This window comes from Pedobacter sp. SG908 (assembly GCF_011759615.1).
Classification (GTDB): domain Bacteria; phylum Bacteroidota; class Bacteroidia; order Sphingobacteriales; family Sphingobacteriaceae; genus Pedobacter; species Pedobacter riviphilus.
The window spans coordinates 892,068-912,444 of record NZ_JAAOYY010000003.1; the positions used below are offsets into that span (position 1 = coordinate 892,068).

21 protein-coding genes and 1 tRNA gene are annotated in these 20,377 nt (G+C 37.6%); 16 read left to right on the forward strand and 6 right to left on the reverse strand.

Annotated features, from left to right (window positions below):
* Positions 1-45: 45 nt before the first annotated feature.
* Both FHT21_RS24380 and FHT21_RS24385 read left to right on the forward strand, forming a co-directional pair.
* Positions 46-849, forward strand: a complete 804-nt coding sequence (locus FHT21_RS24380; RefSeq protein WP_167297293.1) for an SDR family oxidoreductase — start codon at positions 46-48, stop codon at positions 847-849.
* Between the two features lie 60 nt (positions 850-909).
* Positions 910-1,818 carry a helix-turn-helix domain-containing protein gene (locus FHT21_RS24385; RefSeq protein WP_167297294.1) on the forward strand — a complete coding sequence of 303 codons (909 nt, stop codon included), beginning with the start codon at positions 910-912 and terminating at the stop codon, positions 1,816-1,818.
* Positions 1,819-1,838: 20 nt separating this feature from the next.
* Here the strand turns inward: FHT21_RS24385 and FHT21_RS24390 are convergent.
* The 3 genes from FHT21_RS24390 to FHT21_RS24405 form a co-directional block, all read right to left on the reverse strand.
* Positions 1,839-1,923: transfer RNA gene (locus tag FHT21_RS24390), tRNA-Ser, on the reverse strand.
* A 437-nt stretch (positions 1,924-2,360) separates the two neighbouring features.
* Positions 2,361-3,791, reverse strand: coding sequence for a pyruvate kinase (gene pyk / locus FHT21_RS24400; protein ID WP_167297295.1), 1,431 nt, complete (start codon positions 3,789-3,791; stop codon positions 2,361-2,363).
* A gap of 151 nt (positions 3,792-3,942) precedes the next feature.
* Positions 3,943-4,362, reverse strand: coding sequence for an IPExxxVDY family protein (locus tag FHT21_RS24405; protein WP_057931852.1), 420 nt, complete (start codon positions 4,360-4,362; stop codon positions 3,943-3,945).
* A gap of 158 nt (positions 4,363-4,520) precedes the next feature.
* On the opposite strand from FHT21_RS24405, the gene FHT21_RS24410 reads away from it, so the two are divergent.
* The 3 genes from FHT21_RS24410 (at position 4,521) to rnc (ending at position 6,855) form a co-directional block, all read left to right on the forward strand.
* A complete protein-coding gene (locus FHT21_RS24410) occupies positions 4,521-4,757 on the forward strand; it encodes an acyl carrier protein (RefSeq protein ID WP_008508386.1) in 237 nt (78 codons plus the stop codon).
* Positions 4,758-4,778: 21 nt separating this feature from the next.
* Positions 4,779-6,032, forward strand: coding sequence for a beta-ketoacyl-ACP synthase II (fabF, locus tag FHT21_RS24415; RefSeq protein ID WP_167297296.1), 1,254 nt, complete (start codon positions 4,779-4,781; stop codon positions 6,030-6,032).
* Between the two features lie 94 nt (positions 6,033-6,126).
* Positions 6,127-6,855 carry a ribonuclease III gene (gene rnc, locus FHT21_RS24420; RefSeq protein ID WP_086548051.1) on the forward strand — a complete coding sequence of 243 codons (729 nt, stop codon included), beginning with the start codon at positions 6,127-6,129 and terminating at the stop codon, positions 6,853-6,855.
* A gap of 136 nt (positions 6,856-6,991) precedes the next feature.
* On the opposite strand, the gene FHT21_RS24425 is transcribed toward rnc, so the two are convergent.
* On the reverse strand, positions 6,992-7,702 hold the full coding sequence (locus FHT21_RS24425) for a hypothetical protein (RefSeq protein WP_167297297.1): 711 nt from the start codon (positions 7,700-7,702) through the stop codon (positions 6,992-6,994).
* A 6-nt stretch (positions 7,703-7,708) separates the two neighbouring features.
* Positions 7,709-8,425: a hypothetical protein gene (locus tag FHT21_RS24430; RefSeq protein WP_167297298.1), complete on the reverse strand. Its 717-nt coding sequence runs from the start codon at positions 8,423-8,425 to the stop codon at positions 7,709-7,711.
* A gap of 224 nt (positions 8,426-8,649) precedes the next feature.
* On the opposite strand from FHT21_RS24430, the gene FHT21_RS24435 reads away from it, so the two are divergent.
* The 8 genes from FHT21_RS24435 to FHT21_RS24470 all read left to right on the forward strand — a co-directional run bounded on the left by FHT21_RS24435 (position 8,650) and on the right by FHT21_RS24470 (position 14,691).
* On the forward strand, positions 8,650-9,378 hold the full coding sequence (locus FHT21_RS24435) for a lysophospholipid acyltransferase family protein (RefSeq protein WP_167297299.1): 729 nt from the start codon (positions 8,650-8,652) through the stop codon (positions 9,376-9,378).
* Between the two features lie 362 nt (positions 9,379-9,740).
* Positions 9,741-10,604 carry a YicC/YloC family endoribonuclease gene (locus tag FHT21_RS24440; RefSeq protein ID WP_167297390.1) on the forward strand — a complete coding sequence of 288 codons (864 nt, stop codon included), beginning with the start codon at positions 9,741-9,743 and terminating at the stop codon, positions 10,602-10,604.
* A gap of 58 nt (positions 10,605-10,662) precedes the next feature.
* A complete protein-coding gene (gmk, locus tag FHT21_RS24445) occupies positions 10,663-11,229 on the forward strand; it encodes a guanylate kinase (RefSeq protein WP_167297300.1) in 567 nt (188 codons plus the stop codon).
* 36 nt (positions 11,230-11,265) lie between these two features.
* A complete protein-coding gene (locus FHT21_RS24450; protein ID WP_167297301.1) occupies positions 11,266-11,469 on the forward strand; it encodes a DUF2281 domain-containing protein in 204 nt (67 codons plus the stop codon).
* Positions 11,469-11,852 carry a type II toxin-antitoxin system VapC family toxin gene (locus tag FHT21_RS24455; RefSeq protein ID WP_167297302.1) on the forward strand — a complete coding sequence of 128 codons (384 nt, stop codon included), beginning with the start codon at positions 11,469-11,471 and terminating at the stop codon, positions 11,850-11,852. Before FHT21_RS24450 ends, FHT21_RS24455 begins: the two co-directional genes overlap by 1 nt.
* Positions 11,853-11,861: 9 nt before the next feature.
* Entirely contained in the window at positions 11,862-12,434 is a 573-nt protein-coding gene (nadD, locus tag FHT21_RS24460) for a nicotinate (nicotinamide) nucleotide adenylyltransferase (protein WP_167297303.1), read from the forward strand.
* Positions 12,435-12,573: 139 nt separating this feature from the next.
* Positions 12,574-14,274: a glycoside hydrolase family 3 protein gene (locus FHT21_RS24465; RefSeq protein WP_167297304.1), complete on the forward strand. Its 1,701-nt coding sequence runs from the start codon at positions 12,574-12,576 to the stop codon at positions 14,272-14,274.
* Between the two features lie 213 nt (positions 14,275-14,487).
* Entirely contained in the window at positions 14,488-14,691 is a 204-nt protein-coding gene (locus tag FHT21_RS24470; RefSeq protein WP_167297305.1) for a hypothetical protein, read from the forward strand.
* Positions 14,692-14,774: 83 nt separating this feature from the next.
* Here the strand turns inward: FHT21_RS24470 and FHT21_RS24475 are convergent, their stop codons facing one another.
* The gene (locus tag FHT21_RS24475) at positions 14,775-15,308 is read right to left on the reverse strand and encodes a thioredoxin family protein (RefSeq protein ID WP_167297306.1); all 534 of its coding nucleotides are present in this window, start codon (positions 15,306-15,308) and stop codon (positions 14,775-14,777) included.
* A 192-nt stretch (positions 15,309-15,500) separates the two neighbouring features.
* Between FHT21_RS24475 and FHT21_RS24480 the strand changes: the two genes are divergently transcribed.
* The 3 genes from FHT21_RS24480 to FHT21_RS24490 all read left to right on the forward strand — a co-directional run bounded on the left by FHT21_RS24480 (position 15,501) and on the right by FHT21_RS24490 (position 20,372).
* Positions 15,501-16,160, forward strand: a complete 660-nt coding sequence (locus FHT21_RS24480) for a TatD family hydrolase (protein ID WP_147224512.1) — start codon at positions 15,501-15,503, stop codon at positions 16,158-16,160.
* Between the two features lie 119 nt (positions 16,161-16,279).
* The gene (locus tag FHT21_RS24485; RefSeq protein ID WP_167297307.1) at positions 16,280-17,074 is read left to right on the forward strand and encodes a tRNA threonylcarbamoyladenosine dehydratase; all 795 of its coding nucleotides are present in this window, start codon (positions 16,280-16,282) and stop codon (positions 17,072-17,074) included.
* A 79-nt stretch (positions 17,075-17,153) separates the two neighbouring features.
* Entirely contained in the window at positions 17,154-20,372 is a 3,219-nt protein-coding gene (locus FHT21_RS24490; RefSeq protein WP_167297308.1) for a UvrD-helicase domain-containing protein, read from the forward strand.
* Positions 20,373-20,377 lie beyond the last annotated feature (5 nt).

Below are 20,377 nucleotides of genomic sequence, written 5' to 3' on the forward strand. Positions count from 1 at the left end.
TGCTCTTTGCCGCAACTTTGTATTGTTAATTTAAAACAATAGAAAATGCAAAAGACAATTTTTATTACAGGAGCTTCTACAGGTTTGGGAAATGCTGCTGCCAAATTATTTCAGCGCAAAGGTTGGAATGTAATTGCTACCATGCGCAACCCTGAAAAAGATACAGAATTAAGTGCATTAAACAACGTTACCGTACTTCCTTTGGATGTGACCAACCTTGCTCAGATTCAATCGACTACAAAAAAAGCAATTGAACAAGGTGTAGATGTAGTATTTAACAATGCTGGCTATGGCTTAATTGGGCCATTAGAAGCACTGAGCGACGAACAGATCGTAAAACAGCTTAACACAAATCTGTTGGGTGTAATCCGTGTTACGCAGGCATTCATTCCTTATTTCAGAGCAAAGAAAGAAGGTTTGTTTATCTCAACAACTTCTATAGGCGGATTAATCGCTTTCCCACTAGGCTCAACCTATCATGCTACAAAATGGGCATTGGAAGGCTGGAGCGAAAGCATGGCTTTTGAGCTGAACACTTTTGGTGTAAACATCAAAACCGTATCGCCAGGAGGAATTGCAACAGATTTTTTGGGCCGTTCTTTAGAACTGGCAAGCAACGAAGATTATGATCCGATGGTACAATCAATGATGGCAGGTTTTGGTTCAATGATGGAAACGGCTTCTTCTCCTGAGCAAATTGCTGCAGTTGTATACGAAGCGGCTACAGATGGCAAAAACAAACTGCGTTATGTAGCTGGCGAAGATGCCAAGGCCTTATATGCACAGCGACTGGCACAGGGTGATGAAGCTTTCAGAGCCGATTTTGTCAAGGTATTTTTGGGTAATTAATTACCGAGGGCAATGCAAACCCAGTATTTTGTGTTGCCCTAATATTTGTACTTTTATATTATGGAAAAGAAAGCCCCTTTACGCATTTCAACAATCTCTGAAATACATGCGTTGCTGCAGGTTCCTAGACCCACGCATCCGCTGATCAGTTTGGTCGATAATTCGCTGATGGCCACCAATACAGAAATGTTAGACCGCCCGTTTTTTTTCAACTTTTATAAGATTTCCTATAAATATTCAACAACAGGCCGAATGGGCTATGGGCAGGGTTATTATGACTTTAACGAGGGCGGTATGATGTTTACTTCACCAAACCAGTTGATTTATGCAGATAATGAGGCTAAATATTATGGGACGACACTTCTGTTCCATCCCGACCTCATCCGTAACTATCCGCTAGGTTCGACCATAAAGAAATATGGTTTCTTCTCTTACGAAACCAATGAAGCATTATTTCTGTCAGACAAGGAGAAGAAAATAATTTTAGGACTATTCGATAATATTAATGAAGAACTGAACACTTCAATAGATGAAATTAGCCAGGATGTGCTGGTGTCTTACATCGAAGTGTTGCTCAATTATAGCAACCGTTTTTACAAACGTCAGTTTATTACCCGAAAGGTGGTAAATAATGATGTATTAACTAAAATAGAACACTTATTGGAGAATTATTTTACTGATGAAAAATCTTTGCTTAGCGGATTGCCAACAGTTGAATACCTAGCCGCAGAAGCAAACCTTTCGCCACGTTATTTAAGCGATATGCTCAGGGCTTTGACTGGACAGAATACCCAGCAACTTATTCACGAAAAGTTAGTTGAAAAAGCAAAAGAAAAACTTTCGACGACTGAATTATCAGTAAGTGAAATTGCCTACCAACTGGGTTTTGAGCATCCACAATCATTCAGTAAGTTCTTTAAAACAAAAACGCATTTATCTCCCTTGGAGTTTAGGCATTCTTTTAATTAGAACTTGGGATAGATCTAAAGCGGAGAGGGCGGGATTCGAACCCGCGGTACCTTGCAGTACACACGCTTTCCAAGCGTGCTCGATCGACCACTCTGACACCTCTCCGGTTATATGATTTTATTTTGTTTCAAATAAATGTAGCCATTTACAGACTTATAATATTGTTCTCTTCTAAAAGCTTCACTTCTTGAATTAAATTCTTCAAAAAAGTGAATGATTAAAGGACGCCTAGCTTTCGTCGATTTTACATCTCCCCTATTATGCTTGATTAATCTTATTTCCAGGTTTTCAGTACTCCCATAATAAATAGTACTTCCCATCTTTCTCGCTTTTCAAAATATAACTATAAAACATAATTATCTTTTATTGCACAAAGATTAATTTATTGGTCACTACTTTCCAAGCCTGCTCGATCAACACTCCCCATAGGGGTCCTTCGGACTGACACCTCTCCGTGCTGGATTGCAAAAGTATATTTTTTATTGATAAAAAAAATGCTCCCGATCAAAATCAGAAGCATTTTATAAATATGATATTAGAAATTAATCTATCACCGTAATTTTTAACATATTGGTTTTACCTTTTGCTTCCATTGGGATAGCGGCAGTATTGATAATGATATCACCTTGTTTAACCAATTTCTTGCTTTTTAAGAATTCGTTAACCTCGATAATGGTGTTATCGGTACTTTCCCACTTATCGTAGTAGAAACCTCTTACACCCCAAAGTAAACTTACTGCATTTAATAATGCCCTGTTACTGGTAAAAATAAAGGTTAAAGCTTCCGGACGGTGACTTGAGATTTCGAAAGCAGTGTAACCGCTTAAAGTCATCGATACAATACCTACGGCGTTAGTTTGTTTCGCTAAGAAACAAGCTGAATCGCAAATGGCATCGCTTAAGAAAGATGGCGATTTTGGTTTTAAAAACTTATCAGGATTGAAAGGATAATTGTTCTGCTCAATGTTCTGGATAATTTTTTGCATGGTTTCGATTACAATAAGCGGAAATTCTCCAACTGAAGTTTCGCCGCTTAACATCACTGCATCAGCACCATCTAAAACAGAGTTGGCCACATCATTTACCTCTGCACGTGTTGGGCGAGGGGTAGTGATCATGCTCTCTAACATTTGTGTAGCTACAATTACAGGTTTAGAAGCTGCTCTACATTTAGCAACAATCATTTTCTGTAACAATGGAACCTCTTCCATCGGACATTCAACACCCAAATCGCCACGGGCAACCATAATACCATCTGTTGCAGCAATAATTTCGTCGATGTTCGCAATAGCCTCTGGTTTTTCTATTTTAGCAATTACGCGTGCTGTTTTACCACGCTCAGCAATAATCTTTTTAAGTTCGATAATATCTTCTGCCTTCCGCACAAAAGATAAACCGATCCATTCCACATCGTTTTCTAAAACAAACTCTAAGTTTTCGCGGTCTTCTGGTGTCAATGAAGGAATAGAAACTTTAGTATTTGGAAGGTTTACACCTTTTCTTGAAGTTAAAATACCACCGTGAACAACCTCACAAACTACTTCATCCTTTAAATTGGTAGAAATCACTTTCATCTGAAGCTTTCCATCATCCAAAAGTATAATTTCGCCAGCCTGAACATCCTGAGGGAAGTTTTGGTAAGTGATGTAAATACGTTCTTCGTTACCAATACATTCGGTAGTTGTAATTACGGTAGTTTTACCATTGATCAGGTTAATGCCACCTTCTTTCACTAAACCGATGCGGATTTTAGGACCTTGTAAATCGGCAAGGATACCTACATTATAATCGTATTTCTGGTTTAAATCGCGGATGGTATCCAAAACCGCCTGGTGATCTGCTTGTGATCCGTGTGAAAAATTTAACCGGCAAACATCTAAACCTGCGTTAAACATACTATATAATACATCTGGTTTTGCTGATGCAGGCCCAAGCGTGGCAACAATTTTAGTTCTCGAATGAAAAGGTTTCATTTAATTAATTGATTTTAGCAATGCAGTTTAAAGAAAGCATTAATTATTATCTAAAATAATCAAACTGCATTAAAATTTATATATTTTGTTTTTTTGTTCTTTGTTTGTAACCGTCAAATATAGTGTATTTAATACACCAAGTATATAATTTTTATATTACCAAATTCTCACGGCTCTTTAACTTGGTCGGATCTATCTTTGCAGCCACCTGTATATCAGGCAGTTTATTTAAACCATTGATTAAATAATCCAAATCTTCCTTATCAATAAATTCTTTAATAATAATAAAAAAATCTACTTTGTTCATCTCCGGAATTAGAAAACCGTCGCTGCTTTTATTGCAAATTAAGTAGTATTCTACCTCACCTTGCTCTACAAAAAAGTAATATTTGGAGAAAGACCAGGCTGGTTCGTCGATATTAAAAAATATTTCATGGTCTTCTATTTTTTCAAATTGTGTATTTAGCCGGGTATTAATTTTGTGGCAAAGTACATAGTCTTTTAAGGGTGCTGTGATCGCAATTAGTATAAAATCAAGGTCTAAGGTAAGTTTTAGGTAAGTCTTATTCAAAGCGAAATAAATTATTTACAGAACGAAATTAAAAAACTAATTCTATATTCGCTGTGTTATTGAGATACCAAAATTACGTATCGAAATAAAAACATTTGAAAATTGTAAGAATTTATTTTTCTTTGCACAGAATTATTTAACCATTAAATTATAAAATTATGTCTGATATTGCTTCAAGAGTTAAGGCTATTATCGTAGAAAAACTAGGTGTTGACGAAAGCGAAGTTACGCCAGAGGCTTCATTCACCAACGATTTAGGTGCAGATTCTTTAGATACCGTAGAATTGATTATGGAATTTGAAAAAGAATTCAATGTAGCTATTCCTGATGATCAGGCTGAAACCATCGGTACAGTTGGCCAAGCGATTGCTTATTTGGAAAAAAACGTTAAATAGAATTACGCTTTTTCAGTATAAATGGAATTAAAAAGAGTAGTAGTAACAGGGTTGGGTGCGCTCACTCCTATAGGCAATAATGTTCCTGATTTTTGGGAAGGATTGACTAACGGGGTGAGTGGCGCTGCTCCTATTAAGGGTTTTGACACTGAAAAGTTCAAGACCAAATTCGCATGCGAGGTTAAAAATTTTAATCCTGAAGACTTTTTGGAGAAAAAAGAAGCCCGCAAGCTAGATCCGTTTGTACAATATGCTCTTGTAGCAACAGATGAGGCTGTTAAGGATGGTGGTTTTGATTTTGAAAAATTAGATACCAACCGGATCGGAGTAATCTGGGGTGCGGGCATAGGTGGATTGAAAACTTTCCTGGATGAAATTTCTAATTTCGCTAAAGGAGATGGTACACCAAGATACAATCCATTTTTTATCCCTAAAATGATCGTGGATATCGCTCCAGGGCATATCTCTATCAGATACGGCCTGCGTGGGCCAAATTTTGCAACTGTTTCGGCATGTGCTTCTTCAACAAACGCCATGATTGATGCATTTAACTATATCCGTTTGGGTATGGCTGATGTAATTATTAGTGGCGGTTCAGAAGCCATCATCAATGAGGCAGGTATGGGTGGTTTTAATGCCATGCATGCATTATCAACACGTAACGAAGATCCGGCAACAGCATCACGTCCTTTTGATAAGGATCGCGATGGCTTCGTAGCTGGAGAAGGTGCAGGGACAATTATTTTAGAAGAACTCGAACATGCAAAAGCAAGAGGTGCAAAAATTTATGCAGAGCTTGTGGGCGGTGGAATGAGTGCCGATGCCAATCACATCACGGCACCGCATCCAGAAGGTTTGGGCGCTAGAATGGTAATGACCAACGCACTTAAAGATGCTGGTTTAACAACTGCTGATATAGATTATATCAATGTACACGGTACTTCTACACCACTGGGTGATATTAGCGAAACCAAAGCCATTGGTACATTATTTGGTGAAGATGCTTATCGATTAAACATCAGCTCAACCAAATCGATGACTGGCCACCTTTTGGGTGCTGCCGGAGCTATTGAGGCTATTGCAGCAATTCTTTCTGTTAAAAATGATATTGTTCCTCCAACAATCAATCACTTTACTGATGATCCTGCATTTGACCCTAAATTGAATTTTACTTTTAACAAGGCGCAAAAACGTACTGTTAGAGCCGCTTTAAGTAATACATTCGGTTTTGGTGGCCATAATGCTTCTGTTATTTTTAAAAAATACGAGGATTAATTTAAGACAGCCTGCTATATAATTTTGTATGCTAATTAAAAATAGATAACTTAGTTAAATATGCTAATTAGCCGTTAATTGTGTTATTTATTTAATGCCGATATTAAAATTATATAAACTTTATCTCTCTCCCGAAAAGGAGTTTGTTAAAAAGCTGAAAAACATCTTAGGCTTTGTTCCAGGCAATGTTACGCTCTATAAAATGGCGTTCAGACATCGATCTGTAGCAAAAGTGCTAAAAAATGGAAGCAGGAGCAGCAACGAACGCTTAGAATTTTTAGGCGATGCTGTTCTGGGTTCGGTAATAGCAGAGCTACTTTTTAAACATTATCCCTACAAAGAAGAAGGTTTTTTAACCGAAATGCGCTCGAAGATTGTAAACCGGGCTAATTTAAACCAGTTGGCAAAAAAAATTGGTTTTGATAAGCTTATTCAGTTCGATCAGCGTTCGGTTAGCATACAAACCAAACACAATTCGATGCTGGGCGATGCTTTTGAAGCCATTGTCGGTGCCATTTATATGGATAAAGGATACAATTTTACCAAAGAGTTTTTGTTGCGTAGAATTGTAAAACCGCATATCGATATTCATACCCTGGAACTTACAGAAACCAATTTTAAAAGTAAATTGATCGAGTGGTGCCAACGCCATGGCAAAGACGTAATGTTCGAACTGGCAGAGAATAGTGAAGGCGAAAGTGCCAAGTTATTTACCATCAGTGCGATTGTTGAGGGCGAAAAATATGGAACCGGTAGGGATTACAATAAGAAAAACGCCGAAAAATTAGCAGCTGAAAAAGCGTGCGAAGCGTTGAGTATATAAAAAGTACACTGGTTCAATAGTTTTTTTGGTTCATTGGACAGGAGCGCTACTGCTTAATTGTATAAACTGTTTAATCAATTAACTGCCCGAATGAGTTAGCGCTTCGGATGTCGGACTACGGACTCCCGACTAAAAGCTACTTCCCCTTCCCCAACGTATCTGTAAATTTCTTTGAAGACTCTTTAATGTATTTAATATAATCGTAACTGTTCCAGTACTGTGCTTTATCAAATTCAGGACGGCAGTTCAGCATGTATTTCTCCAAGGTATCACCTCTCAATTCGGTATTGTTTTTAATAATGCTCTGATTAAAATATACATCAATCTGCGATTGTTTAATTTCATTGTCGGCATACCGACCAAATCTCCGCGCATTTTTAGGATCTGTGCCGATGAGGTTATATAGTGCATTTAAGGGACTAAATATGGCCGATAAGAATGTCGTCTTACCACCATTGTATACCCCCTTGTTTTTAAATTCGCGCTTAATTTCGTCTAAATCCTCTTTTTTTGTATTTCCTCTAATGGTTACATCGGCAAGTGTAGTACTTCCCCTAACTAGGTAAATTACGAGATCCTTTTCGCTGTTTACCACAACACGCTGATCAATCAGATCCCTTTTAATTACCAGTAGTGTATCGCCAATTCTGGCTTTTAACTGAAACATACCAATATCATTACTCCCCACACCAATTCCAGTACGTAGGTTAGTAATCTCTGATAATGCAATCCTGATATTTGAGCCTTTCTCAATTACCACCCCTTTCACTATAAAATCCTGTGCCTTTGCAAAAAAGCTGATTGAGGTAAAAACGAAGAGTATAAAGACAAATTTAAAGTTTCTCATGGCGTGTTAATTTGTGTGCTTCAAAGTATCAGTGTATTTTTTAGCCGATTCTTTGATGTATTTAACAGCATCGTAATTGCTCCAATTAATGGTCATGCTGCGTGTCGGGTAATAATCGAGCAGAAATTTATCAAGATCTTTCCCTGTTAATGTAGTATTGTTCGAGACTAAACTCTTATTAAAAAATTTATCTACCTCGATCAAACTTAGCTCCTTTTTATAATAACGGCTAAAATTACGTGCTCTTGCTGGTGTTTTCCCAAAAAGCTCATAAAAAAAAGTTATCGGACTTCCTCCAAATGGGTTTAACAGAATTAACGGCGGTTTGCCAGCATAAAACGAACCATTTCTTTTCAGATCTCTTTTTATACTTTCCATTTCCTGCTTTTTGGTTTGTCCTTTAACCGTAACCTCCGCTAACATTGTACTCCCTCTAACCAAATAAACAAGTAGGTCGTCATCTGTTTTAACCACCACTTTTTGCTCATTCAGGTTTCTTTTTTGAATGAGCAGCGTATCGCCAATTCTGGCTTTTAACTGAAACATGCCAATATCGTTGCTGGTTGCGCCCATTTTACTACGTATATTGGTAATGCCAGCCAAAGCAACCCGTACATTTGAACCTTTTTCAATCACTACACCTTTAAGTACAAAATCCTGGGCATTTATTTTTAAGCCCTGTATTAAAATGATCAGTAAAAGAATAATTTTCAAATGCTTCATTGCGTTAAAATGGCAAGTTAAATTATCTGATAGCGCTGATTAGGTTTCTATTTAACAGCAGATTGGTTTTCTTGTTTGTTTTCTGCCTTAATTGTTACATCTTGAAAGGGAAAGCATTTATCTCCCGTAATAAAAAAGGATTAAAAATACTTTCCTGTCTATCAATATTTTTGTAAAATTAACATTTGTTAACCTTGCAAACTGTTAAATAAACGTTAATAATCATGAGAAAACTACTGGGAGGGTTTTATTTACTCTATTCGGCAATTGTATTTTTTATACTCATGCTTATTGTTTGCCCCTTTATTCTCTTCAGTACTGGTATTTTTAAAGAGAAAACAGGAAGAAAAATTTCATTCTATTTTTTAAAATTCTGGGCATGGAGCTTTAGTCTTATCACTTTTCTATGGTTTTCAGCCAACGGAGAAAGAATTGACACTTCTCGGGCTTATATTTACGTAGGTAACCATAGTTCGTTTTTAGATGCGGTTGCCATTGTAATCTGTATTCCGCAGGCTTTCAGTCCGCTGGGAAAGATAGAAATGCTTAAAATACCGGTATTTGGCTGGATTTACAAACGTTTGGTGGTGATGATTGATCGAAGTAGCCGAGAAAGCCGCGACCATTCTGTAGCCGAGCTGCGGAAAGACCTGGCCGACGGGCAATCGATTTTGATTTTTCCCGAAGGCACGATGAATAAATCTGATCAACCTTTAAATCCATTTTATGATGGGGCATTCCGCTTGGCGATAGAAACACAGACACCCGTTTTACCTTTTGCCATATTGAACAGCCGGGCACATTTACCGCGTACAGCCCCACTTATGCTAAATCCCGGATTGATTAAAACGGTATTTGGCGAAGCTATCGAGGTAAAAGGTTTAGTGGCTGAGGATTTGGAAGAATTGAAAGCAAAAACTTTTAAGGCTATATTAAGCATGTTGGAAAAGTAACCTCACTTATTATTAGGAAATGAATACTCCGGTATTTTGGCTGAATCAGTCCTGCTGTCCGTTTTATTCCAATGAAGGATCGGAATGTTCACTCTTCCATCAGGTTTAGGAATAAAGGTTCTGCATCATGTAGTCAACAGCCCCTGCCAAAAACTACTCCACTTTGTACATAAACCCGATTGCAGCGGGCACGTAGTGTAACGAAGTAAAGCGTAAAGCGGGGCTGCAATCCCCGAAGAAATACTGAACGCTGATTTTCTAAATGTAAAAGTATTTTATCAGCTAGTCTATAGCTATGACTCCTTACCCATTATTATTTCTCCTTTCGGCTTAAAACCCTATCTTTGCGCATGATAAAATCCATGACAGGATACGGCTTAGCAACAGCCGATTATGCAAATGCGAAGTATAGTGTCGAAATCAAATCGCTCAACAGTAAATTCCTGGAGCTGAATTTAAAATATCCTAAAGCTTTTTCTGATAAAGAGCTGATTCTGCGTAACATCTGCAGTAAAGACATTGAAAGGGGAAAAGTAAGTTTAAGCATCAACGTAGAACGTACCAATGGTGAAGTTACGGGTGCTACCATCAATACTGCTTTATTAAGCCACTACTACAAACAACTTATTGCGGTTAATGACGAATTAGGTGCCGACAGCAGCAATTTACTGCAAACTGCTTTAACTTTTCCGGATGTGATCAGCTATAAAGAGGAAAGTGTGAGTGAAGATGAGTGGAACCATTTATTCCAGATTTTCAATTCGGCTTTAACCAATTTCAATAAATTCAGAGAAGATGAAGGAGCTGTTTTAAAGGCAGATTTAGAGCTAAGAATTAAAAACATTCTTTCATACTTCAAATCTGTTGAGGAATTAGAGCCTAAAAGAATTACCGCAATACGTGATAAATTTACTCAGTTTCTAGACGATGCTGTAGGTAAAGTAAATATCGATCAGAACCGTTTCGAACAGGAGTTGATTTATTATATCGATAAAATTGATATTACTGAAGAAAAAACACGGTTAAAAAGCCATTGTGATTATTTCTTGCAAACTTTAGCAAGCAAAGAAGCAAATGGTAAAAAAATGGGTTTTATTTCCCAGGAAATAGGAAGAGAAATCAATACCATGGGTGCTAAAGCAAATGATGCCCAGATGCAACAATTTGTTGTAGGTATGAAAGAAGAATTAGAAAAGATAAAAGAACAATTACTGAATGTGTTGTAACGTTAGGCGGCAAGCGATAAGCGCTTAACGCCAGACGCCAATCGCAAAATTTTTAAAAATGCAAGGCAAATTAATCATATTTTCGGCACCATCAGGAGCAGGTAAAACCACTATAGTACATCATTTGTTAACGAAATTTCCTGAGCTGAGCTTTTCTATTTCTGCAACTACCCGCGAATTGAGAGGCGCTGAAACACACGAAAACGATTACTATTTTATTAGCAAAGAAGAGTTTTTACACAAAGTTGCCCGCCAGGAATTTGTAGAATTCGAAGAGGTTTATAACGGAACCTTTTACGGCACCTTGCGTTCAGAAATAGAACGTATCTGGAACGAAGGCAAACATGTAATTTTCGATATTGATGTAGAGGGCGGTTTACGTTTAAAAAGAAAATACGAAGACGATGCGTTGGCGATTTTTGTTCAGCCACCATCGCTGGAAGTATTAAAAGAACGTTTAAGCGGCCGTGGAACAGATAGCCCTGAAAAATTGCAGGAACGTTTTATCAAAGCCGAAAAAGAACTGCTTTATGCCGACAAATTCGATGTGGTCTTAAAAAATTTCGATCTTAATACAGCCTGTGCAGAAGCGGAACAATTGGTAGGGGATTTCTTGAAGAAATAATTCTATTAAGAGCGCAGAAATTTTTATATTTGATTGATGACTGATATTCAATTATATAGCCAAATATCCTCATTGCCTTCAGATCTGAAGAAGCAAGTGTCTGATTTTGTCTCATCCCTAAAGAAAAAGTCGAAAGCCAGTAAAAAACTGAAAGAAAGACAATTTGGCTATGCCAAAGATTTCTTTAAAATGGCTGCTGATTTTGATGAACCATTAGAAGACTTTAAAGATTATATGTAATGCAGCTTCTGTTGGATACGCATACATTTATCTGGTTTATAAATGGAGATTCATCCTTGCCAAAGAAGGTAGTTAATGAAATTAAAAACCTCAATAATCAATGTTTTATTAGCATTGCTAGTATTTGGGAAATTGCAATTAAATCTAAATTAAACAAACTTTCTTTAAGCGCAGATTTCGAAAAAATTTTAGATTTTCTGGATCAAAATCAAATAGAAATATTGCCAATTTCGTTCGATCATATTATTACGCTGAATGAATTAGATTTTCATCATCGCGATCCATTTGATCGGATTTTAATTGCTCAGGGCATCTCTGAAAACTTAACGATTTTAACAAAAGACCAAAATTTTAGCTTTTATAAGGTTAAAGCGCTTTGGTAAATCACAAACATGAAAACGGGTCTTTTCTTCGGTTCATATAACCCCATCCATACGGGCCATTTAATTATTGCTAATTATATGGCTAACCATACCGAGCTTGATGAAGTATGGTTAGTTGTGTCGCCACATAATCCCTTAAAAGACAAAAGTGCTTTAACCAACATGTACGACCGTTTGGAAATGGCCAAATTGGCTACAGAAAATGCAGAACATATCCGTGTGAGCGATATCGAATTTGCATTGCCGCAGCCATCTTACACTATTGATACCTTAACTTATCTTCATGAGAAATATCCTGAAAAGGAATTTGTGCTGATTATGGGGGCTGATAATCTGGTTTCATTCAAAAAGTGGAAAAACTACGAGGTGCTTTTAAAAAACTATCAGATTTATGTTTATCCACGCCCTGAAGTGAATGTGAGCGAATGGGAAAATCATCCTTCCATCACTTTTACCAAAACCCCTTTAATGGAAATTTCCTCAACTTTTATCCGCAAAGCCATTAAAGAGAAAAAGAATGTTCAGTTTTTTCTGCCCGATAAAGTGATCGATTTCATTGAAGGCAAGGGAATGTATAAATAGGAGCTCAATATTTCTAACCTATACGCAACTAAAAAAGAACAGGCTTACAACGCATTGTATTAAATCGATTACTTGGATTGGTTTTTGTTTAATTCAGTTTTTGATTACTAATTTAGCCGCAGCAGATACGACAAAACACGTGAAAAAAAACTTATTTATACTCATTGCCCTTTGTGGCGCTGCATTTTCGACAAGCGCACAACAGAAAACCTATTTAGAATTATTGGCGAATCAACCTAAATGGGTCGATTCGGTTTTTAATAAACTTAATCGTAGAGAGCGTATTGCACAGATGTTCTTTGTTAGGGCGCATACCAATCTGGGTAAAAAATATACCGATTCAGTTGGTCAGGTAATTAAAAAGGAACAATTGGGTGGGGTTATCTTTTTTCAGGGAGGCCCCGGCCGACAGGTTTTAGCCACCAATGCCTATCAGAAATTAAGCCGCGTGCCCCTTATTGTAGCAAATGATGGAGAATGGGGCCTGGGCATGCGTTTGGATAGTACCGTTTCTTATCCTTACCAAATGACTTTAGGCGCCATTCAAAACAAAGAACTTTTGTATAAAATGGGCCTGGAAATAGCTAAAGATTACAAACGTATGGGCATGCAAATGAATTTAGCTCCTGATGCCGATATTAATAACAACCCCAAAAACCCAGTTATCAATTACCGTTCTTTTGGCGAAAACAAATACAATGTAGCCAGTAAGGTTGCCGCTTATATGAAAGGCATGCAAGATGGCGGCTTATTAACCACATTGAAGCACTTTCCTGGTCATGGCGATACTGATGTAGATTCGCATTACGATTTGCCTCAGCTTACTTTTTCCGCCACACGTTTGGATACTTTAGAAATGTATCCATTCAAAGAACTGATTAAACAAGGGGCCACCGGAGTGATGATTGCGCACATGAATATTCCCTCTTTAGATAATACTCCAAATTTGCCTTCTACACTTTCCAAGCCGATTGTTACGGGCATTTTAAAGCAGAAATTAGGCTTTAAAGGGCTGATTATTTCGGATGCAATGGACATGAAAGGCGTGGTAAAATACTTTAAAGATGGAGAAGCTGATTTGATGGGTATCATTGCCGGAAACGATATTATTGAGCTATCTGAAAACAGCGATAGGGCCATCAAATTGGTGCGTAAAGCAGTAAGACAAGATCGTGTAAGCATGGCCGAAATAGATCAGAGCGTGCGCAAAATATTGACTGCCAAATACTGGGCTGGCCTGGCCAGACGCGATACCATTGTAACCCAGGGCATTGTTTCCGGGGTTAACCGAAATGCGAGCAATGCTTTAGTACAAGAGCTGGCCAATGCATCGGTAACTTTGCTAAAAGGTAAAGATTATATAAAACGTCTTATTCCAATCAGAAGAACAGCCATTATCAGTATTGGTGTACCTTCGGTAACCACTTTCCAAAAAGAGATTTCAAAAGGTTACTATAACTCTGTTTATTATGTATTGGATAAAGATGCAAGCGCTACGCAGATTTCGAACATTGCCCGCGAAATCGGTGCATTTGATCAGGTGATTGTTGGTATTCACGATAGCCGCGCAAGACCTGCAAATAATATACCGCTAAATGCAGGAGTAAAGAACTTTATTAAAGAATTATCAGCCAAAAATGCGGTTTTCGCTTTGTTTGCAAACCCATATAATCTGGCTGGCTTATCGGGCTTAGAAAACAGTAAAGGTTTGGTTGTTGCCTACCAAAAAGAAGATTATATGCAAATTTCAGCTGCTGCTGTAATTAATAACAGATTGATGCCAACGGGCAAATTACCCGTTAGTATCGCTCCATTTTATAAATTCGGGGAAGGATTGTAATTATTGACCACGAAGACATAAAGAATAAGCATTTCAGCCACAGAAACGCAGATTTATACGGATTAGCATCTTTCATTAGCTTCACTCATGCCGTCACCCTGAATTTATTTCAGGGTCTATAATGTTATCTTTGGTCTTTCAGCTTTAGTCTTTTAGCTTTCCTTAAAACAATTTCATGCTCAAAACGATTATCTAATATAAAACCTTAATGTTATGATAGATCCAGAAGATGACAATTATTCGAACGATCCGAACGATGCCTTACGGAGGGAGGATGATGTAGAAAATATCAACGAAATTAATGGCGACGACACCAGCATTGAGCACGATAAAGATCTGCTGCAACAAGCCGATGAAGCATCAAGAGCCTCTTATGAGTTAAACCTCGATGATGAGGATGATGATTTGGATGATTAAAAAGAAAGCCGTCTCAATTTTTACTTTTGGACGGCTTTTAATATGCTATGCTAGGTTTAACATAAACCTTACGTCTTAAACTTCTATCTGGCCTTCGGCTTATAAGTTTCGGGATTAACCGCAGTGGTTGTCCATCCCTTTAAAAACGAGGTAATTTTTTTAACATCATGTCCAACTTTCTTTTTACCATTGGCAGCAACTTCATCTGTTTCTAAATAAGAAGAATTTTCGATGTGTAATACTTTGCCTTTGCCATCAAGGATTAAAAATACCGGAAAGCCGAAGCGTTGAGGATACCCTAAGCTGGCCAAAACACTTTCGTTTTTATTTTCGGGGCTGTAATTAACCAGAACGGTTTCAAAATTATCATTAATGTATTTTTTTAATGTTGCTGTGCTGTCAACCAAATTATGGAATGCAATACACCAGCTACACCAGTTACCACCAACCTGTAACAAAACATGTTTATTCTCTTTGGCCGCTTTTGCAACTGCCGTAGCAATTTCTGCTTTGGCATCTGCCTGTGGATTATAGATATGAACGCCTTCTTTTTTTGCCTGGCTAAAAGCTGAGGTCGAAATTAATACAGCCGCAAATAAAATGACTAATCTTTTCATGTTTTTTTTTAATAATAATGAGGCAAATTTAATAAAGTATAGTGTTACAATGGATTATTCGCAAATTCTTTACAGAATGGAAACATTGGATATTAATGGCCCCCTCTTAACAAGAGAAGCTTAATTCAACATGTTTCTTCTATTTTCCATCCTCCTCCCTCATCTTCCATTTTTACCTATCTTTGCCCTGCGATGGATTTTTTAGACATACATACTCACAAAGTTGCTACCCAACCTGGTGTAATCAGTATTCAAAGTTTATCATTAACCAGCGATATCTTTTTAGCAATGCCTAAAACCAAGCCAATTTCCGTTGGACTGCATCCCTGGTTTGCTAAAATTGATCAACTCGAACTGCAGATGAAATATCTAAGCGTTGTAGCCAATCAAACAAACGTAAAACAGATTGGAGAGTGTGGATTAGATAGGTTAAGGGGCGAAAATTTAGAAAATCAGATCATAATCTTGAAAAATCAGATCGAATTGGCAGAAAAGATCAATAAACCTTTGATTTTACATTGCGTTAAATGTTTCGCTGAATTAATTGCTATTAAGGACCAGTTGAAAGTTAAAGTACCCATGGTTATTCATGGTTTTAATAAAAACGAAGAACTTGGCGAACAGTTATTGGATAAAGGATTTCTACTTTCTTTTGGTTTGATCGCCTTGAAGGAAAATTCGGGAGCAGCAAAACTGATTCAAAGTACCAATAATTTTTTCCTGGAAACAGATGATGCTGATATTTCCATTGAGGAAATTTACCGGGCAGCAGCCATTTTAAAAAAATGTACTGTAGATGAACTCAAAGCTCGTATTTTTACCGACTGGAATAAATTGAATTTAAAAAACTAGCCACGGAGACACAGAAAACACGTAAAGTTTTACTTCTTAGCTAAAGCAAGATAAAAACGAATAACATTAACTAAATCTGTGTGCATCCTTTTCATCTGTGGTTAAATACAAAAATTGATATGTCTGACGTTAGCTGGCTTTCGCGCTCTGCCCTCCTTGTTGGGAATGATGGAATAGATAAACTCCAATCGAAACATGTTTTAGTGATCGGTTTAGGTGGTGTAGGCTCTTTTGCCGCCGAATTTATTTGCCGCTCAGGAATTGGAGAAATGACCATTGTTGATGGTGATGTAGTGGACCCAACCAACCGGAACAGGCAATTACCCGCTTTAGCAACCAATCACGGTGTGAGCAAGGCCGCAATTATGCAAGAGCGTTTATTGTCTATTAATCCCGAATTAAAACTCCACGTAGTAAATACTTTCCTCACACCAGAGAAATGTCGGGAAATTTTAGAGGCCGATTTCGATTACATTATGGATTGTATTGATAGTGTAATGCCAAAAATCACTTTGTTAGGAACAGCATTGGAAAAGAATATTCCTATTGTAAGTTCAATGGGTGCTGGCGGTAAAATGGATCCCACACGCTTAAGGATTACGATGCTCCCTGATACTTATCAATGTGTTTTTGCCAGTTATGTACGCAAAAGATTAAATAAACTTGCCAATGCGGCAAAAATAAAAGCTGTTTTCTCCACAGAAGAAATGGATAAAAAATCTATGATCATGACTGATGGAAGCAATTTCAAACGCTCTGCTTATGGTACAGTTTCTTACCTGCCCGCAGCATTTGGTGGTGCTTGTGCATCGGTGGTAATCCGCGATTTGCTTGGCCTTCCCATCGAAATGTCCGAACGTCCGGCAAGGATAAGCCATAAAACACTCAATAAACGAAAAAGTAAAAAAGCCTGATCCTGATGAATTGTTGATATCATGATTTCCGGAAAATTTTAAATTGTTGTAAGTTTAAATTTCCGAGAGATATCAAATTATGCCCCAGCCCCTCAAAATTCTTCAAGCCTCTGCAGGTTCCGGTAAAACGTTCAGTTTAACTGCACATTACCTTACATTGCTATTTAGTGGCGATAATAAATATCGCGAAATTTTAGCAGTAACCTTTACCAATAAGGCTACCGAAGAAATGAAAACCAGGATCCTCGAAGTATTACTTGGGCTGGCAAAAGGTAATCCATCAAAAAAAATCGACGACTATCAGAAGCTTATTCTACTCGCCTATCCGATATTAAGCCCACAGGAATTACAATTTAAAGCAGATAAGATATACCGTAAGATCCTGCATGACTATAGTCGTTTTTCTGTAAGTACCATTGATGGCTTTGTTCAAAAAGTAATTCGTGGTTTTGCTTTTGAACTTGGCCTAAATGCCGATTATAATTTAGAAATGAATTATGATAAGGTGAAAGATGATCTCGTAAATAAACTGGATGAAGCTTTAGACCATAACAAACAGCTTTTGCAATGGATTATCGACCTGGCCATCGAACGCATCAGCGACAATAAAAGCTGGAACTATAAATTCGAACTCTATAACCTCATCGGAGAAATATTTTCTGAACGTTTCCAGATTTTTGAAGATGCGGTTAGTGTTTTAGGTTTAGAAAACATTGATGAATTATTTAAAAAATACATTAGTGTTACCAAAGCCGAAATCAAAAACTTTGAAGAAGAGCTGATTTCGCTGGCTACCGAAGCGAACGAAGCTTTGAATGTGATCGGGGTAGAAACCGAACACCTCAAAGGGAAATCGAGAAGCCCGCTGGCTAAAGTTATCCTGGTCGCCAGAGGCGATTTTTCGAAGATTGAACCACTTTTCAGTTTAATCAACGAGCCAGATGAGTGGTTTCAGAAGAATACAAATTTCCCAGAAGCTTATGATACGGTAAATCCGATACTACTAAAGTTAAAAGCGCATTATTTAGCGCATTTGCCAAACTACAGTCTGGCTATTGCCTTTAATAAAAACCTTTATTATTTAAGGTTAATGCAGGAAATTGCAGTGCTTTTGAAAGAATACAGGGCCGAAAACGATAACTTGCTCATCAGCGATGCTCAAAAACTGATTTCGGGAATTACAGAAGATGCCGGCGACAACCCTTCGTTTATCTGGGAAAAGGTGGGCAACAGGTATCGCAATTTTTTATTCGACGAATTTCAGGATACTTCCACTAGTCAATGGGGAAGTTTTAAATCATTGTTGACCAATGCTATGGCCACGCCAAGTCAGGATTTGATTGACCACCTGATTGTTGGCGATACTAAACAGTCTATTTACCGCTGGCGCAATGGCGATTGGAACATTCTGCATAAACAGGCCAAGCTTGATGTTGGTGCAGAAAATGTACTCGAAGAAAGTTTAGAAGAAAATTACCGCAGTGCAGAAAACATCATTACTTTTAATAATTTCCTTTATAAAGCTATTCCGCTTACTTTACAAAATGAGCTGAATGAAAATCTGGCTACCAAACCTGAAAGTATTTCCAAATGGTGGCAAGAACAGCACTATCAACAGATTATTACAGATATTTATAGTGGATCGACCCAAAATTTCGCCACCAATACGTTAAAAGGAGGAACTATAAAAATCAAAAAATTCGGTAAAGATCATGCACCAAATGAAGCGCGCTTTACTGAAACTGTTTTTAGGGATATTGCCCTGGATGATGTCGTTGAAGAAATAAACTACCTCAAAAATGAGCAGAAATATGCACTAAAAGATATCGCCATTTTGGTACGTTCGAACAGCGAAGCTTTATTAGCTGTTAAAAAATTAATGGAGCACAAGCTGCCTGTTTTATCGGGCGATGCCTTACTCATTTCGAATAACTCAGCCATTCAACTCATCATTAATACCTTAAAAGTGCTGATCGGTTTAGAAGCTCAAACGGCCCTTTATAAGGCCAATTGTATTGCTCTTTATCATTCTTTGCACGATAAAGAGATTGATGCCAATTATTACCTCAACCTCACCAATAAACCTTTAAGCACGCTTACCGCCGTTTTACCCGTTGCTTTGTGCGAGAACTGGCAAAGCTGGCTGCAACTTCCACTGCCCGAGCTGGTAGAGATATTAATTGAAAGTTATGGATTAAAAAATCTCACCAACAATTTACCTTACCTACTCGCTTTTAGAGACTTGACGGGCTCTGCTGCAAAACTAGGTGAAAAAGGTATTATTTCATTTTTAACCTGGTGGGAAGAAGACGGTATTAAAAAATCATTGCCTTCACCAGAGGGTGCCGATGCCATACAGATCATTACCATCCACAAATCAAAAGGTTTAGCATTTAGGGCCGTTTTTGTACCTTTTTGCAATTGGGAAATTAAAGGTAAACCCAATGGCACTTTCTGGGTTTCATCAGAAGAAACGGTTTATAAGGAATTAAAAGGTATTCCTTTAAAATATAATGAGGCATTGGCCGATTCGGCAATTGCAAAGGCATATTACGAAGAGCTGCTTTATAATAATATGGACGCCCTTAACATGCTTTATGTAGCCACCACACGTTCTAAAGATTACCTCTACATTGCTACAATGGCTAAAAAGGAATTGAAATTATCCAATATGGGCGATGTAATCAATTTCACTTTCGATGAGCAATTTGATGAAAATGGCGTGTACGAAATCGTTGATCATGTAATGGTTGAAAGTAAAACTGAAGAATCGAAGTTCATTAGTTTAAATAGTTATCCAACCACTACGCGCTTATCAGAGCTTTATATCCCTTCTGAAGACAAACATTTAAAACACCTGGTTAATATTGAGAAATCAGGTAGAAAAGGTTCCTTATTACACGATATCCTGGCCAGTGCCAGTAATACAAAAGAAGTAGAAGATTATACCATAAACCTGGTTTTGCAGGGCATTATCAAAGAAGAAGAAAAGCAGAAATTAATCGATTCGGCATTGGAAGTATTAAACAATCCCGAACTTCAGGTCATTTTGGGTAAAGCGAGCGAAAGTATAGTAGAAAAAAATATTATTGATGCCAATGGAAAACTGCATCGCCCTGACCGCGTTTTGATTAACGCCGACGAGGTAATCATCCTTGACTATAAATTTACCCTCGAAGAAAGCGATAAACACATCGAACAGGTAAATAATTACAGAATCTTACTTACTGAAATGGGTTATCAGAATATCAAAACCTATCTTTTCTACGCTGTTAAAGGCAAATTGAAATTAGTATAATATGC

Bases quoted from the DNA above. Each gene is read 5' to 3' on its own strand.
- FHT21_RS24485 (WP_167297307.1), top strand. From the start codon at position 16,280: ATGTCTGACGTTAGCTGGCTTTCGCGCTCTGCCCTCCTTGTTGGGAAT.
- FHT21_RS24470 (WP_167297305.1), top strand. From the start codon at position 14,488: ATGATAGATCCAGAAGATGACAATTATTCGAACGATCCGAACGATGCC.
- FHT21_RS24430 (WP_167297298.1), bottom strand. From the start codon at position 8,425: ATGAAGCATTTGAAAATTATTCTTTTACTGATCATTTTAATACAGGGC.
- gmk (WP_167297300.1), top strand. From the start codon at position 10,663: ATGCAAGGCAAATTAATCATATTTTCGGCACCATCAGGAGCAGGTAAA.
- FHT21_RS24435 (WP_167297299.1), top strand. From the start codon at position 8,650: ATGAGAAAACTACTGGGAGGGTTTTATTTACTCTATTCGGCAATTGTA.
- rnc (WP_086548051.1), top strand. From the start codon at position 6,127: ATGCCGATATTAAAATTATATAAACTTTATCTCTCTCCCGAAAAGGAG.
- FHT21_RS24410 (WP_008508386.1), top strand. From the start codon at position 4,521: ATGTCTGATATTGCTTCAAGAGTTAAGGCTATTATCGTAGAAAAACTA.
- FHT21_RS24455 (WP_167297302.1), top strand. From the start codon at position 11,469: ATGCAGCTTCTGTTGGATACGCATACATTTATCTGGTTTATAAATGGA.
- FHT21_RS24380 (WP_167297293.1), top strand. From the start codon at position 46: ATGCAAAAGACAATTTTTATTACAGGAGCTTCTACAGGTTTGGGAAAT.
- FHT21_RS24475 (WP_167297306.1), bottom strand. From the start codon at position 15,308: ATGAAAAGATTAGTCATTTTATTTGCGGCTGTATTAATTTCGACCTCA.
- FHT21_RS24440 (WP_167297390.1), top strand. From the start codon at position 9,741: ATGACAGGATACGGCTTAGCAACAGCCGATTATGCAAATGCGAAGTAT.
- pyk (WP_167297295.1), bottom strand. From the start codon at position 3,791: ATGAAACCTTTTCATTCGAGAACTAAAATTGTTGCCACGCTTGGGCCT.
- FHT21_RS24490 (WP_167297308.1), top strand. From the start codon at position 17,154: ATGCCCCAGCCCCTCAAAATTCTTCAAGCCTCTGCAGGTTCCGGTAAA.
- fabF (WP_167297296.1), top strand. From the start codon at position 4,779: ATGGAATTAAAAAGAGTAGTAGTAACAGGGTTGGGTGCGCTCACTCCT.
- FHT21_RS24480 (WP_147224512.1), top strand. From the start codon at position 15,501: ATGGATTTTTTAGACATACATACTCACAAAGTTGCTACCCAACCTGGT.
- FHT21_RS24450 (WP_167297301.1), top strand. From the start codon at position 11,266: ATGACTGATATTCAATTATATAGCCAAATATCCTCATTGCCTTCAGAT.
- FHT21_RS24385 (WP_167297294.1), top strand. From the start codon at position 910: ATGGAAAAGAAAGCCCCTTTACGCATTTCAACAATCTCTGAAATACAT.
- nadD (WP_167297303.1), top strand. From the start codon at position 11,862: ATGAAAACGGGTCTTTTCTTCGGTTCATATAACCCCATCCATACGGGC.
- FHT21_RS24425 (WP_167297297.1), bottom strand. From the start codon at position 7,702: ATGAGAAACTTTAAATTTGTCTTTATACTCTTCGTTTTTACCTCAATC.